This is a genomic window from Pseudobutyrivibrio ruminis (genome assembly GCF_015057245.1).
Lineage (GTDB): Bacteria > Bacillota > Clostridia > Lachnospirales > Lachnospiraceae > Pseudobutyrivibrio > Pseudobutyrivibrio ruminis_E.
Window position 1 is genome coordinate 61681 of sequence record NZ_SVET01000011.1, and the last position, 25492, is coordinate 87172.

The 25492-nt window shown below is 38.6% G+C and carries 18 protein-coding genes, 1 rRNA gene and 1 other RNA gene; 18 read left to right on the forward strand and 2 right to left on the reverse strand.

The window, feature by feature from the left end; translation table 11 throughout:
• Nucleotides 1-9: 9 nt before the first annotated feature.
• The 8 genes from metG to E7274_RS10250 are packed head-to-tail and all read left to right on the forward strand — an operon-like array spanning nucleotide 10 to nucleotide 11525.
• Nucleotides 10-1983, forward strand: coding sequence for a methionine--tRNA ligase (metG, locus tag E7274_RS10215; protein WP_304175720.1), 1974 nt, complete (start codon nucleotides 10-12; stop codon nucleotides 1981-1983).
• A gap of 1 nt (nucleotide 1984) precedes the next feature.
• Nucleotides 1985-2770: a TatD family hydrolase gene (locus E7274_RS10220; RefSeq protein WP_304175722.1), complete on the forward strand. Its 786-nt coding sequence runs from the start codon at nucleotides 1985-1987 to the stop codon at nucleotides 2768-2770.
• A 2-nt stretch (nucleotides 2771-2772) separates the two neighbouring features.
• Nucleotides 2773-3627 (forward strand): 16S rRNA (adenine(1518)-N(6)/adenine(1519)-N(6))-dimethyltransferase RsmA, encoded by an 855-nt coding sequence (gene rsmA, locus E7274_RS10225; RefSeq protein WP_033152566.1) that lies wholly within the window; start codon nucleotides 2773-2775, stop codon nucleotides 3625-3627.
• A 32-nt stretch (nucleotides 3628-3659) separates the two neighbouring features.
• Nucleotides 3660-5285: a tetratricopeptide repeat-containing diguanylate cyclase gene (locus E7274_RS10230; RefSeq protein ID WP_304175723.1), complete on the forward strand. Its 1626-nt coding sequence runs from the start codon at nucleotides 3660-3662 to the stop codon at nucleotides 5283-5285.
• A gap of 2 nt (nucleotides 5286-5287) precedes the next feature.
• Complete coding sequence (locus E7274_RS10235) at nucleotides 5288-7567, forward strand: YhgE/Pip domain-containing protein (protein ID WP_304175725.1); 2280 nt, start codon at nucleotides 5288-5290, stop codon at nucleotides 7565-7567.
• Nucleotides 7568-7576: 9 nt separating this feature from the next.
• Nucleotides 7577-8005 (forward strand): hypothetical protein, encoded by a 429-nt coding sequence (locus E7274_RS10240; protein WP_304175726.1) that lies wholly within the window; start codon nucleotides 7577-7579, stop codon nucleotides 8003-8005.
• Nucleotides 8002-10185: a YhgE/Pip domain-containing protein gene (locus E7274_RS10245; protein WP_304175728.1), complete on the forward strand. Its 2184-nt coding sequence runs from the start codon at nucleotides 8002-8004 to the stop codon at nucleotides 10183-10185. Before E7274_RS10240 ends, E7274_RS10245 begins: the two co-directional genes overlap by 4 nt.
• Before the next feature lie 50 nt (nucleotides 10186-10235).
• On the forward strand, nucleotides 10236-11525 hold the full coding sequence (locus tag E7274_RS10250) for an alpha-amylase family glycosyl hydrolase (RefSeq protein WP_304175730.1): 1290 nt from the start codon (nucleotides 10236-10238) through the stop codon (nucleotides 11523-11525).
• Here E7274_RS10250 and E7274_RS10255 read toward each other — a convergent pair whose 3' ends face one another.
• Both E7274_RS10255 and E7274_RS10260 read right to left on the reverse strand, forming a co-directional pair.
• Nucleotides 11526-12074: a GNAT family N-acetyltransferase gene (locus E7274_RS10255; protein WP_304175732.1), complete on the reverse strand. Its 549-nt coding sequence runs from the start codon at nucleotides 12072-12074 to the stop codon at nucleotides 11526-11528.
• A gap of 23 nt (nucleotides 12075-12097) precedes the next feature.
• Nucleotides 12098-12793, reverse strand: a complete 696-nt coding sequence (locus tag E7274_RS10260) for an anaerobic ribonucleoside-triphosphate reductase activating protein (RefSeq protein WP_304175734.1) — start codon at nucleotides 12791-12793, stop codon at nucleotides 12098-12100.
• Nucleotides 12794-13014: 221 nt separating this feature from the next.
• Here E7274_RS10260 and tadA point away from each other — a divergent pair, with 221 nt between their 5' ends.
• The 10 genes from tadA to E7274_RS10310 form a co-directional block, all read left to right on the forward strand.
• The gene (gene tadA / locus E7274_RS10265) at nucleotides 13015-13464 is read left to right on the forward strand and encodes a tRNA adenosine(34) deaminase TadA (protein WP_334298920.1); all 450 of its coding nucleotides are present in this window, start codon (nucleotides 13015-13017) and stop codon (nucleotides 13462-13464) included.
• A gap of 48 nt (nucleotides 13465-13512) precedes the next feature.
• Nucleotides 13513-13710, forward strand: an RNA gene (gene ffs / locus E7274_RS10270) — signal recognition particle sRNA large type.
• Nucleotides 13711-13736: 26 nt separating this feature from the next.
• A complete protein-coding gene (locus E7274_RS10275; protein ID WP_033152577.1) occupies nucleotides 13737-14492 on the forward strand; it encodes a hypothetical protein in 756 nt (251 codons plus the stop codon).
• Between the two features lie 14 nt (nucleotides 14493-14506).
• Complete coding sequence (locus E7274_RS10280) at nucleotides 14507-16792, forward strand: hydratase (protein ID WP_097076849.1); 2286 nt, start codon at nucleotides 14507-14509, stop codon at nucleotides 16790-16792.
• A gap of 25 nt (nucleotides 16793-16817) precedes the next feature.
• Complete coding sequence (locus E7274_RS10285) at nucleotides 16818-18131, forward strand: AI-2E family transporter (protein ID WP_304175738.1); 1314 nt, start codon at nucleotides 16818-16820, stop codon at nucleotides 18129-18131.
• Between the two features lie 104 nt (nucleotides 18132-18235).
• Entirely contained in the window at nucleotides 18236-21076 is a 2841-nt protein-coding gene (locus E7274_RS10290; protein WP_304175739.1) for a tetratricopeptide repeat protein, read from the forward strand.
• 24 nt (nucleotides 21077-21100) lie between these two features.
• Nucleotides 21101-22999 (forward strand): 1,4-alpha-glucan branching protein GlgB, encoded by a 1899-nt coding sequence (glgB, locus tag E7274_RS10295; protein WP_304175741.1) that lies wholly within the window; start codon nucleotides 21101-21103, stop codon nucleotides 22997-22999.
• A 60-nt stretch (nucleotides 23000-23059) separates the two neighbouring features.
• Nucleotides 23060-24277, forward strand: a complete 1218-nt coding sequence (locus E7274_RS10300) for a DUF5711 family protein (RefSeq protein WP_304175742.1) — start codon at nucleotides 23060-23062, stop codon at nucleotides 24275-24277.
• 8 nt (nucleotides 24278-24285) lie between these two features.
• On the forward strand, nucleotides 24286-24957 hold the full coding sequence (locus E7274_RS10305; protein WP_081822060.1) for a CvpA family protein: 672 nt from the start codon (nucleotides 24286-24288) through the stop codon (nucleotides 24955-24957).
• A 460-nt stretch (nucleotides 24958-25417) separates the two neighbouring features.
• Nucleotides 25418-25492: ribosomal RNA gene (locus E7274_RS10310) — 16S ribosomal RNA — on the forward strand; the annotation flags it as partial.

Genomic DNA, 25492 nt, shown 5'->3' on the forward strand with positions numbered 1-25492 from the left:
GAGTTAAGAATGGGTAACAAAGGCAATTATTACATCACCACAGCAATTGCTTACACATCAGGTAAGCCACATATTGGAAACACATACGAAATCGTGCTTGCAGATTCAATCGCTCGTTTCCGTCGCCAGGAAGGATACAATGTTTTCTTCCAGACAGGAACAGATGAGCACGGTCAGAAAATCGAGTTAAAGGCCGCTGAAGCAGGCATCACTCCAAAGGAGTTTGTTGATAATGTTTCAGGTCAGGTTAGAAATATCTGGGATTTAATGAACACATCTTATGACAAGTTCATCCGTACAACAGATGAGGATCATGAGAAGCAGGTTAAGAAGATTTTCAAGAAGCTCTACGATAAGGGCGATATTTACAAGAGCTCATACGAAGGACTTTACTGTACACCATGTGAGTCTTTCTGGACAGAGTCACAGCTTGTTGATGGCAAGTGCCCTGACTGCGGTCGTGAGGTTCAGCCAGCAAAGGAAGAGGCTTACTTCTTCAAGATGAGCAAATACGCTGACAGGCTTATTGATTATATCAATACACATCCTGAGTTTATTCAGCCAGTTTCTCGTAAGAACGAGATGATGAATAACTTCCTTCTTCCAGGATTACAGGATCTTTGTGTTAGCCGTACATCATTTACATGGGGTATCCCAGTAGATTTTGATCCAAAGCACGTTGTTTATGTATGGCTTGATGCTCTTACAAACTATATCACAGGTATTGGTTATGATTGTGATGGTGAATCATCTGATCAGTTCAAGGCTTTATGGCCAGCTGACCTTCACCTTATCGGAAAGGATATTATCCGTTTCCATACAATTTATTGGCCTATTTTCCTTATGGCACTTGATCTTCCACTTCCAAAGCAGGTATTTGGACATCCATGGCTTCTTACAAAGTCAGCTGATGGTGGTGACGACAAGATGTCTAAGTCAAAGGGAAATGTTATCTATGCAGATGAATTAGTTGATTTCTTCGGTGTAGATGCAGTTAGATATTTTGTTCTTCACGAAATGCCATTCGAGAATGATGGTGCTATTTCATGGCCACTTATGGTTGAGCGTGTTAACTCAGACCTTGCAAACACACTTGGAAACCTTGTAAACCGTACAATCTCAATGAGCAACAAGTACTTCGGTGGCGTTGTTGAGGATAAGGGTGTTACAGAGGAAGTTGATGCAGATCTTAAAGCTGTAGTTACAGGTACAGTTGCAGCAGTTGAGTCAAAGATGGCTGAACTTCGTGTTGCAGATGCTATTACAGAAGTATTCAATCTCTTCAAGAGATGTAACAAATATATCGACGAGACAATGCCTTGGGCACTTGCAAAGGACGAGACAAAGCAGGATAGACTTGCTACTGTTCTCTACAACTTGGTTGAGGGCATCTCAATTGGTGCTACACTTCTCAAGGCTTTCATGCCTGAGACATCAGAAAAGGTATTAGCTCAGCTTGGTGCAAAGGAAATCCCTTACGATGAGCTTTCTACTTTCGGTCACTATGTAAACGGTGACAAGGTTACAGATGCTCCAGAGATTCTCTTTGCTCGTCTTGACCTTGATGAGGTTATGGCAAAGGTTGCAGAGCTTCATCCAGCACAGCCAGAGGAAGCAGATGCTGATGATGAGGAAGGAATCGATATCGAAGCAAAGCCTGAAATCACATTTGACGATTTCATGAAGCTTCAGTTCCAGGTTGGTAAGATTGTTTCTTGTGAAGCAGTTAAGGGTTCAAAGAAGCTCCTTTGCTCACAGGTAAAGATTGGTTCACAGACAAAGCAGATTGTTTCTGGTATCAGCAAGCACTACTCTCCAGAGGAGATGGTTGGAAAGAAGGTTATGGTTCTTGTAAACCTTAAGCCAGCAAAGCTTGCAGGTGTTCTTTCAGAAGGAATGTTACTTTGCGCAGAGGATGCTGAAGGCAACCTTTCACTTATGACACCAGAGAAGTCAATGCCATCAGGCGCGGAGATTTGTTAATATGATTTTTGAGACACATGCTCATTATGATGATGAGAAGTTCGACGAGGATAGAGTCGAACTTCTTTCTCATTTATTGAGAGAAAACAATATCGGTAATATTGTAAATGTAGGTGCAACCTTTAGAGGTTGTAAGGACAGTATAAAACTAGCTGAGGAGTACGATAATGTATACGCAGCCATAGGAATACATCCAGAGGAAATAGATGAAATAAACGAAGATGTCATCAATTGGCTAAGGGAAAATTCATCAAATCCAAAGGTTGTTGCAATAGGTGAAATCGGCCTTGATTATTACTGGGTGAAGGAGACAGAGCAAAGAGCAAAACAGCGTCTTTGGTTCGATAGACAAATGGATTTGGCTTTAGAGTTAAATTTACCTGTTATTATTCACTCTAGAGATGCGGCAGAAGACACTTTAAACACAATTATTAGGTATAATACACAAGGACTAAAAGGTATTGTTCATTGTTATTCATATTCCAAGGAAATAGCCATGGAATATGTGAAAATGGGATGGTATATTGGTGTTGGAGGAGTAGTCACTTTCAAAAACGGAAGAAAGCTTGTAGAGACAGTGGAGGCTATTCCAATCGAAAACATAGTTCTTGAGACAGATTGTCCATATATGGCGCCTGTCCCACATAGAGGCGAGCGCAATAGCTCAATCTATCTAAGTCATGTGGCTGAAAAGATAGCCGAATTGAAGGGACTTACTGTAAAAGAAGTAGAAGATATTACCTATGAAAACGCCCTTAGGGTGTATACTAAAAGCAAAAGGAAATAAACATGGCATATTTAAGTAATCCAACATATACGCGAGCTGTTTTGGAAGCTCATGGATTCTCATTTCAAAAGAAATATGGACAGAACTTTCTTATTGATGGCAATGTCCTTGATAATATCATTGATGCAGCAGGCATTACAAAGGACGATTTTGTTCTAGAAATCGGCCCTGGTATAGGAACAATGACACAGCGTCTTTGCGAGGAAGCAAGGGAAGTTGTGGCAGTGGAAATCGATAAAACACTTATCCCAATTTTGGATGATACACTATCTACATACAAGAATTGGACAGTTATCAATCAGGATATTTTAAAGGTTGATATTAACAAATTAGCTCTTGAAAAAAACGGTGGGAAGCCGATAAAAGTAGTGGCTAATTTGCCATACTATATTACAACTCCAATTATCATGGGGTTATTTGAAAGTCATGTACCACTTGAGTCAATTACAATCATGATTCAAAAAGAGGTGGCCGACAGAATGAAAACAGGACCTGGTTCCAAAGAATACGGAGCCTTGTCTTTAGCGGTTCAGTACTATTCAAACCCAGAAATAATATGTGAGGTTCCGCCAAGTTGCTTTATGCCCCAGCCAAAGGTATCAAGCACAGTAATATCTCTTAGATGTCACAACAATCCGCCAGTTGATTGTGACGAGAAGCTTTTATTCCAGATTATTAGAGCTTCATTTAATCAGCGCAGAAAAACTTTATTGAACGGTCTTAGCAATGGGCTTCATTTTTCGAAGGAGCAAATTGCTGATGCTATAGAACAGTGTGGTTTTGTACCAACTGTACGAGGAGAGGCGCTATCGCTTGAAGATTTTGCCAAATTAACAAATGTATTAAAGCAGGCTTAGGAGATTAACGACTAGTAGGGAGAGCTTAATTAATGGATGTCCGTAGCTACAGCAGAGAAGTTCAACTTCTCATAGGTGAAATTCAAAAAAATAGAGGCAAGGACTCAGGGACAGTTTTATCAGCTTGTGATAAGCTTTTAGCTTATGGTAAAGGCATGAAAGACGATGCCCTTATTGGTTATGCTTATTTTTCAAAGGGCGAAACCTACTATCTTCTAAATGACGCATCTAACTTCTATTCTCAGATGCTTTCTTGCATGGGACCTATGGAGCACGTAAAGGAATGGGGATACGTTGCCATGGCAAACAATATGCTAGGCATTGTTTCTCTAAATCGCGGTAATGCTCCATTTGCCCTGGATTATTTCATTAAAGCAATCAGTATTTGTGAGGATTATTCACTTCCAGATATTGAGTGGATGATTCACATGAATCTTGGTTCTCTGTATTTAAATATCGAAGAATATCAGAAATCCATTTCTCACACTGAAATTGCATATAGATATCTTCTAGATCACAAGAGCTTGGATGGTTTTACTGAAAGTTATACAGCCATCCTACTTGGCATGGGCCGAGCTTATTTGAATCTTGATAGAGAGGACAGATGTCTTGAAATCGAGAAGAAGCTTAGAACAGATTGTCTTCCATATTTGATGGAGATGGACAGAATAGTCATCTATTGCTATTTTGCACGAGTTCATCAGGCAATAGGCGAGGATGAAGCAAGAGACTATTGGATTGAAATGGTTAATAAGCATGCCAGCACAAGCATGCCTATTTTGGATGTGTTTGATGATTTCTATGATTATCTTCACATGCTTCTTAAAATTGAAAAATACGATGATTTCTTTAAAGCTTACACAGTTCTTGATGATTTAACAAAGCACACATCTATCAAAAACTTAGAAAGAAAGCTTCTTACCCTTAAGATTCGTTACTACAGAAGAGTAGGACAAATCGAAGAATATAAAATCGCTTCAGTTTTATATTTCGAGTTATCGGAATTCATGGAACGAGAAAATCGCTTAATGGTCAGCAATATGATCGTTATGCGTAATTCGTATATGGAGCTTACACAAATCAATAAAAAAGTCGAAGAGAAGAATACATTCTTACAGAAACGTTCAGAGACAGACCCATTAACTGGAATGTATAATAGACTGAAGCTTAATGAGTATAGTGAGGAAGCCTTTGAAAAGGCCCTTATTAATAGATCTAGTATAGCAGTTGAAATCCTTGATATAGATTTCTTTAAGCAGTACAACGATAACTATGGTCACCAGGAAGGTGATAATTGTATCAAGTTCATTGCCAGCACTTTAATAGACATGTCAAAAGAGGATGGCATTTTCACAGCAAGATATGGTGGAGATGAGTTTGTAGTTATCTATGAAGGTCTTACCAAAGAAATGGTGGAGGCCAAAGCAAATGAATTAAGAGATCGAATATACCAGCAAAAGTGGGAGCATAAATTTTCTCTTACAGACAACATTGTTACCATTTCTCAAGGTATCTGTTATGGAATACCAGAAAGAGATGCAAGCATGTTTGGTTATCTTCAGGGCGCAGATAAAATGTTATACGAGGTTAAGCAGCAAAGCAGAAATGCAATTAAAATCTGCGATGCGACAGACTTAGTAGAACTAAAGGATGAATAAAAATGAAAACCATTAAAAAGATTTTTTTTGATGATGTTATCAGTCTAGTGAAGAATTTTTTCGCTCTTGTTATTGTGGTAGGAATTTGTTTCCTGCCAGCGCTGTACGCATGGTTCAATATCTATTCTAACTGGGACCCATATGGCAACACAGGAGCGCTAAAGTTCGCAGCTATATCTTTGGACAAAGGATACACAGATGAAGAAGGGGAGTATCACAATCAAGGTGATACCATAATTGAAAACCTTCATGAAAATACCTCTGTGGATTGGCAGTTTGTCGATTCAGAGGAGGATGCTGTAAATGGAGTTTATAGCGGGGAGTATTATGCAGCAATTGTTGTAGATGAAGATTTCACATACAACATGTACAACGTTCTTACAGACGACGTCAAAAGACCGGTTCTACATTTCTATGAGAATCAAAAGAAGAATCCCGTAGCGACTAAAATTTCAGATACAGTAGCACAGTCCTTGCAGAACAACATTAATGTGGCATTCACAGAAGTTGTTGTTAGCAAGGTATTTTCTAGTGCCTCAGATGTGTCAGAAGATTTGCAGGAAGAAGGCGGAGTAGATGAAATCGTAAACAAGCTTGAAAGCCTTAGCGCAGATTTAACCACATATCAAAATGCTATGACAACAATCATAGAAAATGATGCACAGCTGAAGGCTTCTTTAGAGGCTGCAGAACAGGATGCGACAAACGTCAAGAATCAGGCAGAGCAGAGCGCTAAGTCTCTTGAGACAGCAGGTAATATTACAGATAAAAGTGATACAACTATTAATTCTTACTCCCAAACAGTAGAAAGGGCCATGACTCTTATAGAAGTAAAAGCAGCTTCTATGAATCAGAACCTTGATACAGCCAAGATTAGTGCTGATGCCACAGAAGTTGCAAGAAGCCTTAAAGGGGCTATGCTTGACACTTTAGAGATGGCTGACGTAGCTATATATCTTCCAAGTAAACTGAACGAGACAGAGTTAAAAACAGCAAAAGAAGAATTCAATAATGTTGTTAATGGAATACTAGCCTCTTATAACGAATTAACAAATGGTATTCCTGAGGAGATGATACCAGCGAATTTGAAAAACATGGTAGCAAAAATACAGTCAGCCCAGACTGCAATAAATTCAATTGATCCATCTTCAACGGAATATCAAAACCAGGTGACAGCGGCAGACAAAGCTATCAAAGAAGCAACAGATGCGCTAAATAATGTAAATGAAGAAGAATTGGTATCAGTTGGTACAGAAAACTTAAAGTCAGCAGCCAGCAATGCCAGAACAAAAGGCGAAGAATTAAACAAAACAATTTCTGGACCACTTAGAGAAAAGGTAGATGCAGGCCTAGCTTCACTTGAAGGAATGCTAACAAATTCAAGTGCAATACTTAATACTGTTGGTGAAACATTTGGAAACTTAGTTGTAATGTTTGATGCAATTGGAAACACAGTAGATTGCGCAGATACAAGCTTACAAAAAACAAGTGAAGCTATTGTTTATGTAAACGGAAGACTAATCGATGCAATAGCTGAGATTGAAGAAGCTGGATCGGCAGATAAGATTCAGGTTTTGATAAATGCATTATCTGGTGACCCAGAAGTATACGGAAAGTTCTTCTCAACACCAGTAGAGATGAAAACTGAAGCAGTATATCCAATTGAGAATTATGGTTCGGCAGTAGCTCCATTCTATTCAACATTGGCATTCTGGGTTGGAGCATTGATATTAACAGCGATAATCAAGATTAAGCCTGATAAAAACAAATACCCAGATGCGTCTGAAAGACAGTTATATTTTGGTAGATATGTCTTATATTGGGCATTAGGACAAATACAGGCGGTGATTATTGTGTTGGGAGACATATTCCTGTTGCATGTGCAGTGCTTACATCCATGGCTATTCTTATTAGCAGGGTCGATAATTGCCACCACTTTTACTATCCTAATCTATTCCCTTGTAACTACATGGGGGGATGCGGGTAAGGCACTTGCAGTAGTACTTGTAGTTATCCAGATTGCAGGTAGTTCAGGAACATATCCTATTGAGCTCTTGCCGGAGTTCTTTAGAAAGGTATACATATTCTTCCCATTCCCATACGCAATCAACTCTATTAGAGAATGCTTATGTGGTACATACGAGTTGGATTACCTTAAATATTTAGGCACATTGTTTATCTTTATAGGTGTATCACTTGTAATTGGTCTTTTGGTACGAATTCCATTTGAAAAGCTTAACCATTATATGGAAGAGCGAATGGAAGATACCGAAATGATGTAGGAGGCAGCTTTGGGTAAAGAAAAAGAAATCGTTTATGAAAAGTTCATGGAGCTGCAGCAGCAGGTTCATCAAAAGAATCAGAAAAAGATAAAAGTCGGATTAAAAGTAAATATTTTATTACCGCTTGTTTTCCTAGTAATAAGCTTTATTTCAGATAGATCAAAGCTTGTATTCTTAGTGCTTTGGATTGTTTCATTATTTGGAATAGCTTTCTATCTGCTTTATGTGGAATATATGGATTTCGAACTTCAGGAACAGTTGAAAGAGCTAGGAATTATGGAAAAAGAGGCAGAGGCACAAGCTCTTATCGGTGAAGAGGTCATCCAGAGCATTGATGAAATAAATAATGCTAAGAATGAGATGGTCAAGGATATTAAGGACTTAAGAAAAGAGATTAAAACTGATATTCAGTCAATGGGAGACAAGCTGAAAAGATGAAAAACGTTATTAAGATTATCGTTTCAGATATAAAAAGATTATCCACAAATGTAGTCGCTATGGTTGTTATCATAGGACTTACAGTAATACCATGCCTTTATGCTTGGTTTAATATATTGTCCAACTGGGATCCTTACGGGGAAAGCGCCACTACAAATCTGCAAGTTGCGGTTGCATCTTCAGATGAAGGCATCATGATTGGTAGTGTGGAATTAAATGTCGGGGACATTATCATTAGCAATTTAAAAGAAAATACCACTATTGGTTGGGTGTTCACAGACACCGCTCAGGATGCTATAAATGGTGTCTATTCAGGTGATTACTATGCCGCACTTGTCATTGACGAAGAGTTCAGTTCCAACATGATAAGCTTCCTAAGTGGAGATATTGAAAATCCGGTAATTACTTACTACGAAAATGAAAAGAAAAATGCCATTGCACCAAAGATTACCGCAAAAGTAAAGACTACTATTGAGCGAGAGGTTGATCATGCTTTTGTAAGTACTGTGGCAGAATCTCTTCTTAAGGGCGGTGAATATTTCGCAACATTGGATGAAGAAGGCAATATCACTGGCGCAGGTATCAATAAGCTAGAACAGCTTGATTCAGACTTAAATGGAATGATTACCATTTTGGATTCATATATTGCACTTATGGATTCAACAGAAAGCATATCAGAGGCTGGAGAAGCAATCACAGACAGCGCAAATAGCATTACAGAGCTGGCAGGCTCAATGGCTGAGGACTCACAAAACAAGGCAGCTGGTGTAAAAGATGATGTTGAGCAAAGTAAGAAAAATGCTGATCGAAAAATAGAAAACCTGAATGAAAAATTAAGCGCTGTAGATTCAGATGCAAATACATTAAATGAAAAAGTGGCGGGGTTGAGCCTAGACGTTGATATTGACTATACACAGCTACAATCAAGTGTTAGCACAATCCAGGAAATGTGGGGAACCGATCAACAAGGTTTATACCAGTTATTATTAAATGTAAATGCTCCTAATACAGAAGAGGGAGCAAAAGCAAAAGAAGCGATCACAGAGTATGCCAATGTATTAGACGGTTTGATTGCAGGATTAGATGAAGATGTGGCAAATATACAAACATCAGCTACACAAGGCGAAGAGGATTTCAATGCAGCTAAAGACACATTAGTAAATAATGTGGCAGCAGTCCTTGCATGTACAAAAAACATTCGTGATTACTATGGTGCAATTTCTTTAGTGGGACAGGAAGCAATCGATGCAGGATCAAAGGCAGTTGAAGAAGTAGAAAAGCTTATCAATTACAATGCAACAAGCATCGATTTGGTAGCTGACAACTTAGATAATTACGCTGTAATTATGGAGCAGTCTAAGGATTCTCTTGTAAAATCAAGAGATGAAGCTGTGGAAATGGAAAGCCAATTAGCGGCATTGATAGCTGAGATAAAAGCCATTGGTCAAAACGAAGCATATCAAAAGATAATGGAATTGCTTCAGTCAGACCCAGATTTGCTGTCTGATTTTATTAGCAGTCCGGTAGATATTTCTGATGAGTATATTTATCCAGTGGAAAATAATGGTTCAATGACAGCACCATTTTACATTGTTCTTTCTATTTGGGTTGGTGCGCTTATCATGTCCACCATTCTAAAGACAACTGTTAAGGACACAACAGGTATGGACATCCTAAAGAACTGGCAGTGCTTCTTAGGAAGATATTTCACCACCTTTGTGATAGGCCAGATACAGACAATCATCACTGTGCTGGGAGCATTCCTGTTTGTAGGAATTCAATGTGAGCATCCATTCTACTTTTGGTTGGCTTGTGCATGGACATCATTGATTTATTCATTGTTGTTATATTCATTTACATATTCATTTGGAAATGTAGGTGAAGCGTTATCAGTAGTATTAATGGTTATACAGGTTGCAGGTGCAGGTGGTACATTCCCAATCGAAGTACTTCCAAAGGTATTCCAGGTGCTCTACAAGTTTATGCCATTTAACTATTCAATGAATGCACTTAGAGAGTGCATCGCAGGATTCTATGAAAATACATATAGAAATTGCATGTTAATACTTATCATCTATGGTGTTATTGCGGTATTTATAGGCGTTACACTTTATCATCCATTTAAAATATTAAATGAAAAAATTGAGACCAGTAAAGAAAAATCAGGTATATTGATCTAAGATGAGGGCAGGATAATCCTGCCCTTTTTTGCATCATATAGGAGGTTTGTATGAGAGATATTAGTTGGGTTAAGGATTCGGTTTTTTATCATATTTATCCACTGGGAGCATTTGGCTGCCCTAGAGAGAATAAAGGCGAAGAAACCGCAGGCCATCGTATATTGCAGCTAATTGACTGGATACCTCATCTAAAAGAAATCGGTGTTAATGCCTTGTATCTAGGGCCTATTATGGAATCAGGTACCCACGGGTATGATACCTGGGATTACTATAAAATCGATAGTAGACTAGGTACAAATGATGATTTTAAAAAGGTCGTAAAAGGTTGTCATGACAATGATATAAAGGTTGTCCTGGATGGCGTCTTCAATCATGTGGGTAGGGGCCACATTGCATTCAAGGATGTATTAGAAAAGCGGGAAAACTCTACCTACAAAGAATGGATTTCAGGATTAAATCTGTCGGGAAATAACTGGCATGGAGACGGTTTGTCATATGAATGTTGGTCCGGTGCAGAAGAGTTGGTAAAGTTGAATCATTGGTGCAATGATGTGGATAACCACATTTTAAATGCTGTAGGAATGTGGATAGATGATTTTAAGATAGATGGCTTACGTCTAGATGCAGCAGACTGTATAGAGAGAGGCTTTTTTAATAGGTTAAAGAACTTCACTGAAGAGAAGGCATCGAATTTCTGGCTAATGGGCGAGATAATCCATGGAGATTACAATATTTATGTAAACGAAAACATGCTGGATGCAGTTACAAATTATGAATGCTGGAAGGGAATATACTCAAGCCACAATGACCATAACTATTTCGAGATAAACTATGCTATGAAGCGCCAGTGGGGCCAAGGTGGACTCTATGTAGGTAAGTACCTATACAACTTTGTGGATAATCACGATGTAAATAGAATATATAATCTGCTGACAGACAAGGCCAATATCTATCCTGTTTACACTCTATTATTCACTATGCCGGGAATACCATCTATCTATTACGGTAGTGAGTGGGCAATTGAAGGGGATAAAAAATCAGGAGATGGAGATTATGCTCTTCGTCCTGAGATAGATCCGAGCAAAATGAGCAATCCAGATTTGATTGAGCACATAAAGACTTTAGCAGACATCAGAAAAAGCTCAAATCCTCTGAAACAAGGGGTATACGAGGAAGTGCAGGTTAAGAATGAAACTTTAGTATTTGCAAGAGTCTGGAATGATGAGTACGTGATAGTGGCTTTAAATAACACAGCCGAAGAAAAGCAAATGGTCTTTGACTATCGAGGTCAGCACTATGACTTTGTGCTGGAGCCTCATGGTAGCAAGATTTTAAAATAGTTAGTTGTTTGCAAGATATGCATACAGACAGTGGTCAAGGCGTTGTCCTTTGATAATGATTTTATCGCGGAGGACGCCTTCAAATTGGAAGCCCAACTTTTTAATCATGTGTATAGATGGGTCGTTATCAGGCAAGATTAAGGCTTCAAAGCGATGAATACCAAGGTCACGTGCAATAATAGGAATGGTATATGCGATAGCTTCGCTGCAATAACCTCTATTCATGTAATCTCTATCCATTTTATAGCCAATGGTACAGCTTTGGTAAATAGGTCTAACTATATTTCTATAGCTTACTGTTCCAATGATTTTGTTAGGATTATCTTTCTCAAAAATCCAGTAACGGACCATAATCAACTTAAGAATATTGTTGTGCTCAAATTCCAAAATTTTCTTTTGATGATTGAGAGTGTAGAAATCATCTCCGATAATAGGCTCATATTTCTCAAAAATATCTCTGTTTCTAGAATAAAAATCCAGTACAAGATGTGCCGATTCTTTCCCTAAAACCTTTAATGTTAGACGTTCAGTGTTAATTTCGAATTGCATATAATCCTCCCCTGAATAATAGATTAATCAATTCCTCTTAAACTAGTGTTAGGAATATAAGGCTTCAAAATATCAACAAATGATTCTAAAGTCTCCAGTGAATGAGGTGAAAAGATAGGATTGATAACCTGCTCAGACTCCTTATAGCTTTGTAAATAATAGGCTTTTGCGCCATTTAGCCACCTGCCGATGGATTCCATATCCTCGCTTTCATGACATTCTTTCATAATAGTTGTTCGGAATTCGTAGTCTATCATCCCTTCCATCAAAATATCAATCGATTCTTGAATAGGTCCGATATCAAAGGTCTTCATGCATGCAATAGTGTTGTATTTATCCTTTGAATGTTTAATATCCATAGCCACATAATCGATAAGGTTATTATCAATTAGAGACTTAAGCATCGAAGGATTTGTTCCGTTGGAATCAAGCTTTACCAATAAACCCAAATCCTTAATCTGCTTAATAAAATCAGGTAAATCCTTATGTAAAGTGGGTTCGCCACCAGTGATGCATACTCCGTCTAAAATCTTCTTTTTCTTATTAAGATGTTCGAATATTTCATCCATAGAATATGCAAAAACATCTGCAGGAGGCATAACTAAATCCCTGTTGTGACAGTATGGACATCTAAAGTTACAACCACCAGTGAAAAGGGTAGTAGCCACTTTGCCAGGATAGTCCAACAATGTAGTTTTTTGCATTCCTAATATAAGCATAGTAATAATTCCTATTTAAAAGCTAAAACAGGCAATATTTCTCAAGAAAATGATTGCTTGCCAAGGCTTTTCTGTTAAAATTTATTCTGTAGATATTATAAAAAGTATAGCAAACTAGGAGGGGAAAATCCATGATGTCGAAAGAAGAGCGCCAAGAGAAGCGCATCGCAAAACAGGCAGAAAAAGAGGAGAAAAAGACTCTCAAAGTATATGAAAAATATATGGAACAAGCCATCAAAGAAGCAAAGAAGGCATATGACATCAATGAGGTTCCTATTGGATGCGTTATTGTTCAGGATGACAAAATCATTGCCAGAGGGTACAATCGCAGAAATACAGATAAGAGCGTGCTGGCTCATGCGGAAATAGCAGCCATTCAGGAAGCCTGTAGAAAAACAGGTGACTGGAGATTAGAGGATTGCACATTATATGTTACGTTGGAGCCATGTCAGATGTGCGCAGGAGCAATAGTTCAGGCTCGTATTCCAAAGGTTGTAGTTGGAGCGATGAATCCTAAAGCAGGCTGTGCAGGCTCAGTAATAAACATTTTGCAGATTGATAAATTCAATCATCAGTGTGAGCTTGAGACAGGAGTTTTAGGTGAAAGATGCACAGAAATGATGACAAAGTTTTTCGAAGAGTTAAGAGAACAGAAAAATCAGTTAATGTAACAGGTTGTTTTATTGACAAATAGGGCCTTTTTTCATACAATAAGGTCTCCGAGTAATGACATAAGGTATCATTTGGCGGTCGTCCTGAGAGGATGTTGATCTTTGGGTCCCTCGTAATGGACACCTGCGAATCGTGTCAGGGCAGGAATGCAGCAGCACTAAGTAGGACCGTTCATCTGACGAGGGGTCACCTGGAGGGAGTTTTCCCAGGGCGGCTACCAAATGATACCGATGTAGTTAACTCGGTATTTTTATATCAAGGTGGATTAATTATGGGTGCACAGGATAGAACAGAAAAAGTACTTAGAGATATGCATGTATTGTTTTCAAAGGCTCAGCCTTACGAAGGCAGCGCGAGAAACGTCATTGTAGATAAAAATGCAATGATGGATCTTCTTAAGGAGCTTAACGAGTGCATGTACGATATGATGGAAGAGCACGAGCTTACTGTTAAGAGCCGTGACAAGGCAAATCGTGAGATGCAAAAGCAAGGGGACGATATTGTCTTCGAAGCAACTCGCAAAGCAGAAGATATCTATGCCGCATCTCTTATGTATACAGATAATGCTATGGATTCTATCCAGTCAATTATCAAAGAATCCCAAGAATCTATTGCAAAGATATATGAAGAAGCAAATAAAAAAATCAAAGAGGAAACAAGACTTGTTAAATCTAATCAGTTAGAGCTTAAGAGCCACCTCAATGATTTAATTGATACACAAAAATACCTTCGTCTTATTGATGAAGAAAATATGCGAATTCGCCGTGAAAAAGAGGAAGGAACTGATGAGGAGTATGATAGCGCTCCTAAATATGCAGCTCCTGAAATTAGAATAGATAAAGAATACTTCGCAAAGGCAGGTCTTGAAATCGATGACGATTTAGATGCACCAGCAGATGCAGAGGAAAATGGAATCTCCTCAGAGGACTTAGATGCAGAGTACTTCAAGTGGCAGGAAGAAGAGTCCGAAGGAGAGAAGAAACCTGGTAAGAAAGGTCTTGGAGGCCTTTTTGGATTAAAGCACTAGAAGGAGAATAAAGGATGAAGCTTTACAACAATGGAGTTTACCTTGTAAACGGCAACCAAATTGTAGAGGATAGCCCAGAGGCTCTCAGCGCAATCAAAGCCGCAACAGGTAAGGATGTAACTAAAGACCAGGCACACCAGGAAACAATGGCATATGGAATTTTGTCCAGCCATAACACTTCTGGAAACATGCAGCACCTACAGATTAAGTTTGATAAGTTAATCAGTCACGACATCACATATGTAGGTATTATTCAGACTGCAAGGGCTTCAGGCCTTGAAAAATTCCCAATCCCATACTGCCTTACAAACTGCCACAATTCACTTTGTGCTGTAGGCGGTACTATCAACGAAGATGACCACATGTTTGGTCTCACATGTGCTAAGAAATACGGCGGAATTTACGTTCCACCACATCAGGCTGTTATTCACCAGTTCGCTCGTGAGATGATGGCAGGAGGCGGAAAGATGCTTCTTGGTTCAGATTCCCACACAAGATATGGAGCTCTTGGAACAATGGCAATGGGCGAAGGTGGCCCAGAGCTTGTAAAACAGCTTCTTAATCAGACATATGATATAGCTATGCCAGGCGTTATTGGCGTATATATGACAGGAACACCACGAAAGGGCGTAGGTCCACAGGACGTTGCGCTTGCTATCATTGGTGAAGTGTTCGATAAAGGCTACGTTAAGAATAAAGTTATGGAGTTTGTTGGCCCAGGTGTTGCAAATCTTTCTATGGACTTCAGAATTGGCGTAGACGTTATGACTACAGAGACAACTTGCCTCAGCTCAATCTGGACAACAGATAAAGCTACGGAGGAGTTCTATGAAATCCATGGTCGTAAGGAAGAGTTCAAAGAGCTTAATCCAGGCCAGGTAGCATATTACGATGGAATGATTGAAATCAATCTTGATGAAATCAAGCCTATGATTGCTATGCCATTCCACCCAAGCAACACATACACAATTGAAGAGCTCAATGCAAACCTTATGGATATCCTTGATGATTGCGAGAAGCGTGCGAAGGTATCTCTTGATGGCCAGGTAGAGTTCTCTCTTAAAGATAAAGTTAGAAACGGAAAATTATACGTAGATCAGGGTATCATTGCAGGATGCGCTGGTGGCGGATTTGAAAATATTTGCGATGCAGCAGATATTCTTCGCGGTACAAGCATCGGACCAGACGAGTTTACTCTTTCAGTTTACCCAGCATCTACACCTATATACATGGAGCTTGTTAAGAATGGTGCAGTAGCAGATCTTATGAGCACAGGTGCTATCGTTAAGACTGCATTCTGCGGACCATGCTTTGGCGCTGGAGATACACCATCTAACAATGGCTTTTCAATTCGTCATTCTACAAGAAACTTCCCTAACCGTGAGGGATCAAAGCTTCAGAATGGTCAAATTGCATCAGTTGCTCTTATGGATGCTCGTTCAATTGCCGCAACAGCAGCAAATAAGGGATATCTTACAGCAGCAACAGATATTGACGTAGACTTTACAAAGCCAAAATATCATTTCGATGGCAGAATTTATGCAAACCGCGTATTCGATTCAAAGGGCGTAGCAGAGCCAGATACAGAAATTCACTTTGGTCCAAACATCAAGGATTGGCCAAAGATGAGTCCATTACCAGAGAATTTATTCTTACAGGTTGTATCTGAGATTCATGACCCAGTTACTACTACAGATGAATTAATTCCATCAGGAGAGACATCTTCTTACCGCTCTAATCCTCTTGGATTGGCAGAATTTACTCTCTCTAGAAAGGACCCAGAATACGTAGGAAGAGCTAAAAATATCCAAAAAGCTCAGAAGGCTCTTGAAGCTGGAGAGTGTGCAGGTGAAGCTGTACCAGAGTTAAAACAAATCGTACATAAAGTTAAAGAGACATATCCAGATGTAAATCATAGCAACTTTGGAGTAGGTAGCACAATTTTCGCTGTTAAACCAGGTGATGGTTCTGCAAGAGAGCAGGCAGCATCTTGTCAGAAGGTTCTTGGCGGCTGGGCAAATATTGCAAATGAGTATGCAACAAAGCGCTACCGTTCAAACCTTATCAACTGGGGAATGCTTCCATTCGTTATCAAGGAAGGCCAGTTGCCATTTAAGAATTTAGATTATCTCTTTATTCCAGGAATTAAAGAGGCAGTTGTTAACAAAGCTGAAACAATTAAGGCGTATGTTGTAAAAGAGGAAGGATTAAAAGAATTTGATCTTACTCTTGGAGAACTTACAGACGACGAAAGAGAAATTATTCTTAAAGGATGCTTGATTAATTACAATAGACAGTAAGAGCAAGCTCTTAGGGAGGGTATTTATGACAGACGAAGAGGCAAAAATTGAACAAAAGGCTCTCAGAAAAAGACTATTTAGCTATGTTATTGCAGCTTTTATTGTAATAATCTTTTACTTTTTACTGAGAAATAGCCGTAGCGTATCTGCAGCTATTAATCATGTAAATACAGTCATTCAGCCGATTCTGATTGGTTTTATAATGGCCTTTTTGATGAATCCTATAATGGGGTTCTTCGAAAAGCGCTTTAGCAGGTTGTTCAATAGGTTTTGTAAAACAGAGCTGGGGGCAAGGAAAGCGAATAGAACTTTGTCATCAATACTCTCTTTAGTAGTATTGGCTGGAGTAGTAATCTTTATTATAAACGCCATAGTGCCAAACCTAATTAGCACAATCATCTATCTTGCAAAGCATATTGAAGAGCAGATAGCAGGTGTTTTGGACTGGTGCAATGTAATTACAAAAGGCCAGTACGAAGAAGCCCTTATGAAAGCCAAGGATAACAATATTGGCGATTTGGTAAACCAGGGTTTGTCTTTTGTAGATCAGTACATTGATTATGATGAGACAGATATGATGTCTCTTATAACAAGCAGTGTACTGACAGTTGGAAAGTTTATAGTAAACATAATCATTGGAATGTTTGTTTCAGTGTATGTATTGCTTTCAAAGGAAACATTCAAAGCGCAGGCCAAAAAGCTTATATGCGGATTGATGTCTCCTAAATATGCAAATATCACCCTTGAAATAACACGTAAATCAGCAGATATCTTCTACGGATTTATCATCGGAAAAATAATTGATTCTATAATCATTGGCGTGATTTGTTATATAGCATGCTTAATTATGAAGATGCCATATCCGGTATTAGTATCAGTTATTGTTGGTGTTACAAATATTGTTCCAGTTTTTGGTCCATACATCGGTGCTGTTCCTACAGTCATCATCATCTTCCTTACAGAGCCTATGAAGGGAATTTATTTCCTCATCTTTATCTTGATTTTGCAGCAGGTTGATGGAAACCTTATTGGACCAAAGATTCTTGGTGATTCAACAGGTATATCTTCATTCTGGGTAGTATTTGCTGTAGTTGTAGGCGCAGGCTTCTTTGGATTTGGAGGAATGATTGTAGCTGTACCAATTGTGGCAATTATTTACTACATAATTGGACGAGTAGCAAATTACCTAGTAAAAAGAAGGAATCTGCCGGAGCAAACAATCGAATACGAAAAGATGGAATATATCGATTTAGAAAAAAATATTCTTCTACAGCATGCTGAAAAAGAGGCTAAAGAAGAGAAGAAATCTCCTATTTTTGGGAAAAATAAAAAGAAATAATGAATTTTGAAAAACCAGGATTTTTAGTCCTGGTTTTTTGATTTTAATGACAAGCTATGATAATATTTTAATAACTATAAGTATGTAATTTGGAGAATAATTCTGTGGAAAAAATGGAATATCGTACTCGAATTGAAGAGATGAAAAATCTCATCGAAAAAAACAAATTTACAGATGCAATGTCCGTTGCAGATACTATCAACTGGAGAAAGGTTCACAATATCAATGATTTGATTGCGGGAAGTGAATCCTATGAAGCGGCTGGTAGAATCGAAGAAGCAAGGGATTTATTATTAGTTGCACATGAGCGTTCTCCTATCGGAAGGATGATTCTGTACAAGCTTTGCATGATATCACTGAAGCTCAAAGAGATAGATGTAGCTCAGGAATACTACAACGAATTTGTGCAGATAGCTCCACACGATAGTCTTAAATATATCCTCAAATACAATATTAATGTTGCAAAGGGCGCAGACAATGCCACTCTTATCAAGATTCTTGAGCAGCTCAAGGAAAATGATTTTATAGAGGAGTGGGCTTATGAGCTTGCTTATCTTTATCACAAGACAAATCAGGGTGATAAATGTATAGCACTTTGCGATGAAATCATTCTTTGGTTTGGTGATGGTCCAGTAGTTGAAAGAGCATTGGAATTAAAAATGCTTTATCAGCCACTTGATAAGTCCCAAGAGGATAAATATCGTAGCTTGCAGCAGAAGAAAGACGGCATCACAGAGATTACTCCACAGATAGTTGCTGATTCAAGCAGTATTGTTCCAAATATTAAAAACATTCAGCTTCCAGAAGGGCCAGAGCGTTTCGACACAATCAACCTTCAGGCAGAAATCAAAAAGAATATAGACGAAATCATGAAAGCAACCGATGCTGGTGAGGTTTCAGAAAACATCGGTGCCATCAAGAATCTCGTTGAAGAAATACCTTATCTTCAGGTGGCAGATGAAGAAGTTGTAGAGGAGCCAGAGGACTTCTCAATAAACGACACATTCCAGCAGTACTTGGAAGAAGGCTTTGATGGCCAAATGAGCCTTAAGCTTGCTGATGAAAGCACTCAAACTGAAGAGCAAATCGAAGGACAGATGACCATCGAGGATGTTCTTGCTGAGTGGGAAAAGACAAAGCGTGCAGCAGAGGCGGCCATGGAGGATGCCAAGAGCAAGGAGCTTGAAAGCGCTAGAGCGAAAGCCCTTCGCGAGGCAAACAACGTCTTGAACCGATTAGAAGGAGTTATGTCAAAGCTCGATGCTGGTATGTCTTCGCAGGAGCTTCTCAAGGAAGAATACCTAGGCGCCGCAGAGCCTACAGAAGTAAAAGAGGTTCAGCTGGAAGAAGAGGAATCTGTTCCTGACGACACTGAGCATAATCAGCAGCCAGAATATACAGAGACACACGCGGGATTTACCATCCCAATGCTTTCTACAGATGGATTACAAACAGGCATGATTGATATACCGGTTGTATCCGCTGAGGAAGCGGCACTTGCAGGAGCAGCTGCTGCAGTACCAAGTGCTATTATGCATGCAGCAGGGGAGTTAAAGGAGGCAACACCAAGTTGGCAGCCTCCAACGCTAAATGAAAATGACACTGAGGAGACAGAAGACGTGGATTTCAAAGAAGCATCCCAGATGATTGCTGATGTAAATAGCCTTTTACAAAAAGAAATAGATAGACTTAGTGGAGTGGATACACAAATTCCAGTTCCAGTAGAGACTTACGAGGAAGAGCCTGTAGTAAAGTTCGCAGAGGAACCAGCTATAGTAATGCCAGATATGGAGCCCGTTGCAGAAATAATAGAGGGGCTTTGCGATGAATTTATCCAGGAGCCTGTAGAAGAGCCTGAACAGGCGGAGCAGGTAGAGGCTCCAATTGAAGAAGTAGTAGAAGAATCAGAAGAGGAACCAATAGAAGAGTCAATAGAAGAATCGGTAGAAGAACCAAGTATCAATATTGATGACATTGAATTACCTCCTATTATTCTTCCAGAAGATTTATTTGCTGAGGAGCAAGAGCCAGCTGTTGCTGAGCCACAGTTCGAGGAGGTTAATCAGATTCAGCCTGAGGTAATCCAGCCAGAACTTATTCAGCCAGAACCAGTACAAATCGAAAAGGTACAGATTCAGGAAAATGAAATTCCGGTTGCACCAGTAAATCCTCCAGTAATGGAGTCAAAGCAGCAGTCCACTATTAAGGTTGATGATGAAGATCTTGATATCTTCTCATACTTCCTCCCAATAAATGGTATGAAGGCCAATATTACTCGCGTAATCGAGGGAGCAGCATCATACCTTGATAAGCCTAACGCAAATGGTGGAAGTATTGTCATTGTTGGTGAGCCTGGCTCAGGTAAAACACAGATGGCAACTAGCATCATTAAGGTTTTACAAAAGAAGACTGGATATCCAAAGGGTGGAATTGGAAAGATTTCCGGAGAAAAGCTTAACGAGAAGGATATTCAAAAGCTTTACAGCAAGATTCAGGGTGGTTGCTTAATCATCGAATCAGCTGGTGGCATTTCAAAGGAGACAGCGGTTACATTGTCTCTTCTTATGCAAAACGATACATCAGGAACAATCATCATTATTGAAGATAGTAAAAAGGGTATTGATAAAGCCCTTATCAAAGACAGTTCATTTGCCAAGAGATTTACAGAAAAGATTGTTATTCCGGTATTCTCAATAGATGAATTGGTATCATTTGCAAAGACATATGCTCTCGAAGCAGAATGCACTATAGATGATATGGGAATTCTTGCACTTTATAATAGAATCAATCTTATCGGTCGCTATGATCATGTTACTACTATTAAGGAGGTAGCAGAGATTATGGATGATGCCATTGAAAAGTCTACAAAGGGTGGATTTTTTAATAAGCCTAAATACGATAAGAATGGCAATATCATCTTAAAAGAGAAGGATTTCGACAAATAAATAATTAATAAAAGGGGATAGTTTATGAGCAATTTTACAGATTTGGATGCCTATTTATTCGGGCAAGGCACACATTATGACATTTACAAAAAGCTCGGAGCACACAGGGGGAAGCAAGGCAAAGAGTCTGGATACTACTTTGATGTGTGGGCACCACACGCCAGTAGAGTAGCAGTTATAGGAGAGTTTAACGATTGGGATGAAACTCGCAATTTTATGCAGCGAGTTGAGCCAGAAAGCCATGGAATATTCGAGACATTTATTCCAAATGTAAAGGAAGGGCAGCTGTATAAATATCTTATTTATACAGAGGATGGAACAAAGCTTTACAAAGCGGATCCATACGCTACATACGCTGAAGTACGTCCTGGCACAGCATCCAGAATCTATGACAATACAAAGTTCAAATGGACAGATAACGCTTGGATGAAGCAGCGCAAGGCAGCAAAGAATTTCTGGGAGCAGCCGCTTGCAATTTATGAGGTTCACCCAGGTTCATGGAAACGTCATCCAAGGCCAGAAAACGATGGCTTCTATAGCTATAAAGAATTTGCTCATAGTCTTACAGAATATGTTCTCGACATGGGATACACCCATGTTGAGTTAATGGGTATTGCGGAATATCCATTTGATGGTTCATGGGGATATCAGGTAACAGGCTACTATGCACCTACATCACGTTATGGTACACCTGATGATTTCATGTATCTCATCAATTATTTGCACAAAAACGGAATAGGTGTAATTTTGGACTGGGTTCCAGCTCATTTTCCAAAAGACGCACATGGTCTTGCTGACTTCGATGGCAGACCATTATATGAATATCCAGACCCTAAAAAGGGTGAACATCCAGACTGGGGTACCAAAATTTTCAATTATGGCAAACCTGAGGTTAAAAACTTTCTGATTGGTAGTGCTTTACAGTGGGTTGAGCATTATCATATCGATGGACTTAGAGTAGATGCTGTAGCATCAATGCTTTATCTAGACTATGGCAAGAAGCCAGGCCAGTGGATTCCAAACGAGCATGGCGGCAATGAAAATCTTGAAGCAATCGAGTTCTTTAAGCATATCAACACCTTAATAAGGGGTCGAAACCCTGGTGCTGTTATGATTGCTGAAGAATCTACAGCTTGGCCAAAGATTACAGGGGATGTTGAAAATGGAGGATTAAATTTCTCCTATAAATGGAATATGGGATGGATGCATGACTTTATCGACTATATGAAGCTTGATCCTTATTTCAGAAAAGACAACCACAATAAAATGACATTTGCCATGAGCTACAATGATGCCGAGAGATATATTCTTGTGCTTAGTCATGACGAGGTAGTTCATTTGAAGGGCTCTATGCTTGCAAAGATGCCTGGATTAGAGGTTGATAAATATAAAAATCTGATGGCGGGATATGCCTTTATGATGGGCCATCCTGGCAAAAAGCTGTTATTCATGGGTCAAGAATTCGCTCAGGGAACTGAGTGGAGCGAAGCTAGAGAGCTTGATTGGTATGTATTAGACAATCCAAATCATCGACATGTGGCCCGTATGTTCAAAGAGTTGTTACATATATACAGACAGTATCCGGCAATGTATGAACAGGATGTTTCATGGGCTGGCTTTGAATGGATAAATGCCAACGATAGCTACCGCAGTATCTTTAGCTTTGTTCGCAAGGCAAAGAATGGAAAAAATAATCTATTGTTTGTAATAAATATGACTCCTATGAAATACGACGATTATCGAGTAGGTGTTCCAGAAAACAAACGATTTAGGTTATTGCTTGATAGTGAAAACAAGGAATTTGGAGGCGAAGGCGGAATAATTCCTGAGACTTGCACACCAATTCATGAGGAATGTGATGGCAGAGAGTACTCAATAGGATTTTCGATGGCGCCATATCAGATAGCAATATTTGTTTATTAAAGAAAATTGGGCTGTTAATACAGCCCTTTTCTTTTTAAAAAATAGTAAGAAGCGAGAAATATGGAAGAATTTAAGATTATAAAGTTACCAGAAAAAAACAATGAAGAAGAAAAAGATGAAAAAGAGCCTGTAGTGGCAAGACGAGTAGATGACGACTATAAGCCACCTAAGAAGCGCTATTTTTATATTATTTTATTACTTCTATTTATTGTTATATCCATATTTGTTATACGAATAATCACTACATATGATGATTATGAAGTAGAAAAGACATGGGAACGACAGGACTCTAGCGAGAGTAATTATTGTAGCTTTAATAATAATCTAATTAAATATAGCGCTGATGGAATATTCTATACAACATTTGACGGCACTCTAATCTGGAATTACACATATGATATGACAAATCCCAATATTGATTTCTGTGGGGATTATATAGTTGTATACGATAAAAAAGGAACAGAAGTGGATGTATTCTCCTCAAAAGGATATATCAATACTATTTCGACAACCACGCCTGTTATAGAGGCAAGAGTGGCAGATAAAGGCACAGTAGCAATATTACTTCAAGAGGGAACAACCAGTTATATACAAATGTATGATAGGGATGGTTCCGTTCTTGTATCAGGTGAAATCCATCCTGAGAACAGAGGCTATCCTGTATCTATGGCCCTTTCATCTGATGCCACTAGGCTTTTATTATCTATAATAAATGTGAATAACGGTGAATTAGATACAGAGTTAGTGTTCTATGATTTTACCAGTGCTGGTAAGGAAGAAGAGGACAATATCGTTGCATCTTACAATTACATAGGTGCATTAATTCCAAAAGTAGAATATATGAAAAATGATAAGGCTATTGCCTTTAGTGATTCAAAGATTATTATTTTCAACAATAATCTTCGTGCAACTGTGGCAAAAGAAATTACAGTTGGTGAGCAGATGAAAAGTATATTCTATAATGATAGTCATTTTGGATATATATGCGAAACAGCAACAGACAATGGTGAAATTGTAAACGAGTTGAACGTATATAATTTATACGGTTTTAGACTAATTTCAAAAGAAATAGAAAGTAGCTACGACAACATTACTATTTTAGATAATAATGAAATCTATATCAGTAATGAAAACGAAGTAAGTATATATAACCTACAGGGCTTTAAAAAGTTCAATTATACATTTGATGATAAAATCTATGGAGTAATTCCTGGAACTACATCTAAGAGATACTATTTAATAGAAGATAGTAAGACAGAAGAAATATATATCAAGTAGGAATCTAAATGGAAATTAACTATTTATTAATTATCACAGCTTTAATACTTTTGTTCTGCATTATACGTGGAGCAAGAAGAGGCATGCTGAGAATCGTATTTGGAATCATAGCATGGGTGTTCTTAATATGCTTTGTTAACTACGGCAGCAATTTTATTGATAATTATATATCTACATCTACACAGGTACCGTATACTATCCAGGAAGGTATTGTAACTCATCTTACAGAGCGATATACGGCCTCGGAAGAGCAGGAAGTGGGAACAGGCGAAGATGCGGTCATGTCAATGGTCCCATCCTCAATAAAAGAAGAAATAACAGAAAGTGTCCAAAGCTCAATAGACGCTACAATCAGGTTCATAGCCGAAGAACTTACAGATGCTGCTATAAATGGTATAGCCACAATAATAGCAGTACTAATAGGCATACTTGTGATATTTATAATAGACAAGATCATAAAGGGGATAGGTTTAGTTCCAGGAATAAGGGATGTAAATCGTCTTCTTGGAGTGATAGCGGGATTGATTGAGGGAATGTTAGCAATATGGTTGTTGATGTATATTGCAAGCTGTTTCCCAGCATCTGCAGTAGGGCATTTTGTAATAGAAAACGCCGAAAAAGACCAGCTATTGTATTTCGTCTATGAGAACAACTTAATTGCTAGAATTATCGGAAAATAAAGACAATAATTTTTTTGTAAAAACGTGTTGACTTTAGTGAAATCCTTTGCTATTATACTATTCGTTCCGCTGAGAGCGGCACACTTAGAAAACACTGAGTTTTCTAAATAAATGATTTAAAAAATAAATCAAAAAAGTTGTTGACAAAAACACAGCATCGTGATAATATAAACGAGTTGCTGCTGAGAGCAACAACAAAGAGAAGATTGATAACTGAACAGTGAAACAAACCTTGAATTAATACAAGTTTTTTGGTAACAAGCAAGCTTGTTACTTACACAACTTTCACTTCGTGAAAATTGTGACTTAAACATGTATCCTTGAAATTCATTTAAGTTTCTTAATGAAACGAAACCTTTATTAGTAAACAAGTCAGTTTTATACTGATTCGGAATTAAACTTAAATGTAGCAAGCAAGCTTGCTACTAGCACAGTCCCATCTTCGATGGAACTATGCGTCTAACATGAGAGTTTGATCCTGGCTCAGGATGAACGCTGGCGGCGTGCTTAACACATGCAAGTCGAACGAAGCAAC

Coding starts and splice junctions, on each gene's coding strand:
- metG (WP_304175720.1), top strand. CDS start 10: ATGGGTAACAAAGGCAATTATTACATCACCACAGCAATTGCTTACACA.
- E7274_RS10220 (WP_304175722.1), top strand. CDS start 1,985: ATGATTTTTGAGACACATGCTCATTATGATGATGAGAAGTTCGACGAG.
- rsmA (WP_033152566.1), top strand. CDS start 2,773: ATGGCATATTTAAGTAATCCAACATATACGCGAGCTGTTTTGGAAGCT.
- E7274_RS10230 (WP_304175723.1), top strand. CDS start 3,660: ATGGATGTCCGTAGCTACAGCAGAGAAGTTCAACTTCTCATAGGTGAA.
- E7274_RS10235 (WP_304175725.1), top strand. CDS start 5,288: ATGAAAACCATTAAAAAGATTTTTTTTGATGATGTTATCAGTCTAGTG.
- E7274_RS10245 (WP_304175728.1), top strand. CDS start 8,002: ATGAAAAACGTTATTAAGATTATCGTTTCAGATATAAAAAGATTATCC.
- E7274_RS10250 (WP_304175730.1), top strand. CDS start 10,236: ATGAGAGATATTAGTTGGGTTAAGGATTCGGTTTTTTATCATATTTAT.
- E7274_RS10255 (WP_304175732.1), bottom strand. CDS start 12,074: ATGCAATTCGAAATTAACACTGAACGTCTAACATTAAAGGTTTTAGGG.
- E7274_RS10260 (WP_304175734.1), bottom strand. CDS start 12,793: ATGCTTATATTAGGAATGCAAAAAACTACATTGTTGGACTATCCTGGC.
- tadA (WP_334298920.1), top strand. CDS start 13,015: ATGGAACAAGCCATCAAAGAAGCAAAGAAGGCATATGACATCAATGAG.
- E7274_RS10275 (WP_033152577.1), top strand. CDS start 13,737: ATGGGTGCACAGGATAGAACAGAAAAAGTACTTAGAGATATGCATGTA.
- E7274_RS10280 (WP_097076849.1), top strand. CDS start 14,507: ATGAAGCTTTACAACAATGGAGTTTACCTTGTAAACGGCAACCAAATT.
- E7274_RS10285 (WP_304175738.1), top strand. CDS start 16,818: ATGACAGACGAAGAGGCAAAAATTGAACAAAAGGCTCTCAGAAAAAGA.
- glgB (WP_304175741.1), top strand. CDS start 21,101: ATGAGCAATTTTACAGATTTGGATGCCTATTTATTCGGGCAAGGCACA.
- E7274_RS10300 (WP_304175742.1), top strand. CDS start 23,060: ATGGAAGAATTTAAGATTATAAAGTTACCAGAAAAAAACAATGAAGAA.
- E7274_RS10305 (WP_081822060.1), top strand. CDS start 24,286: ATGGAAATTAACTATTTATTAATTATCACAGCTTTAATACTTTTGTTC.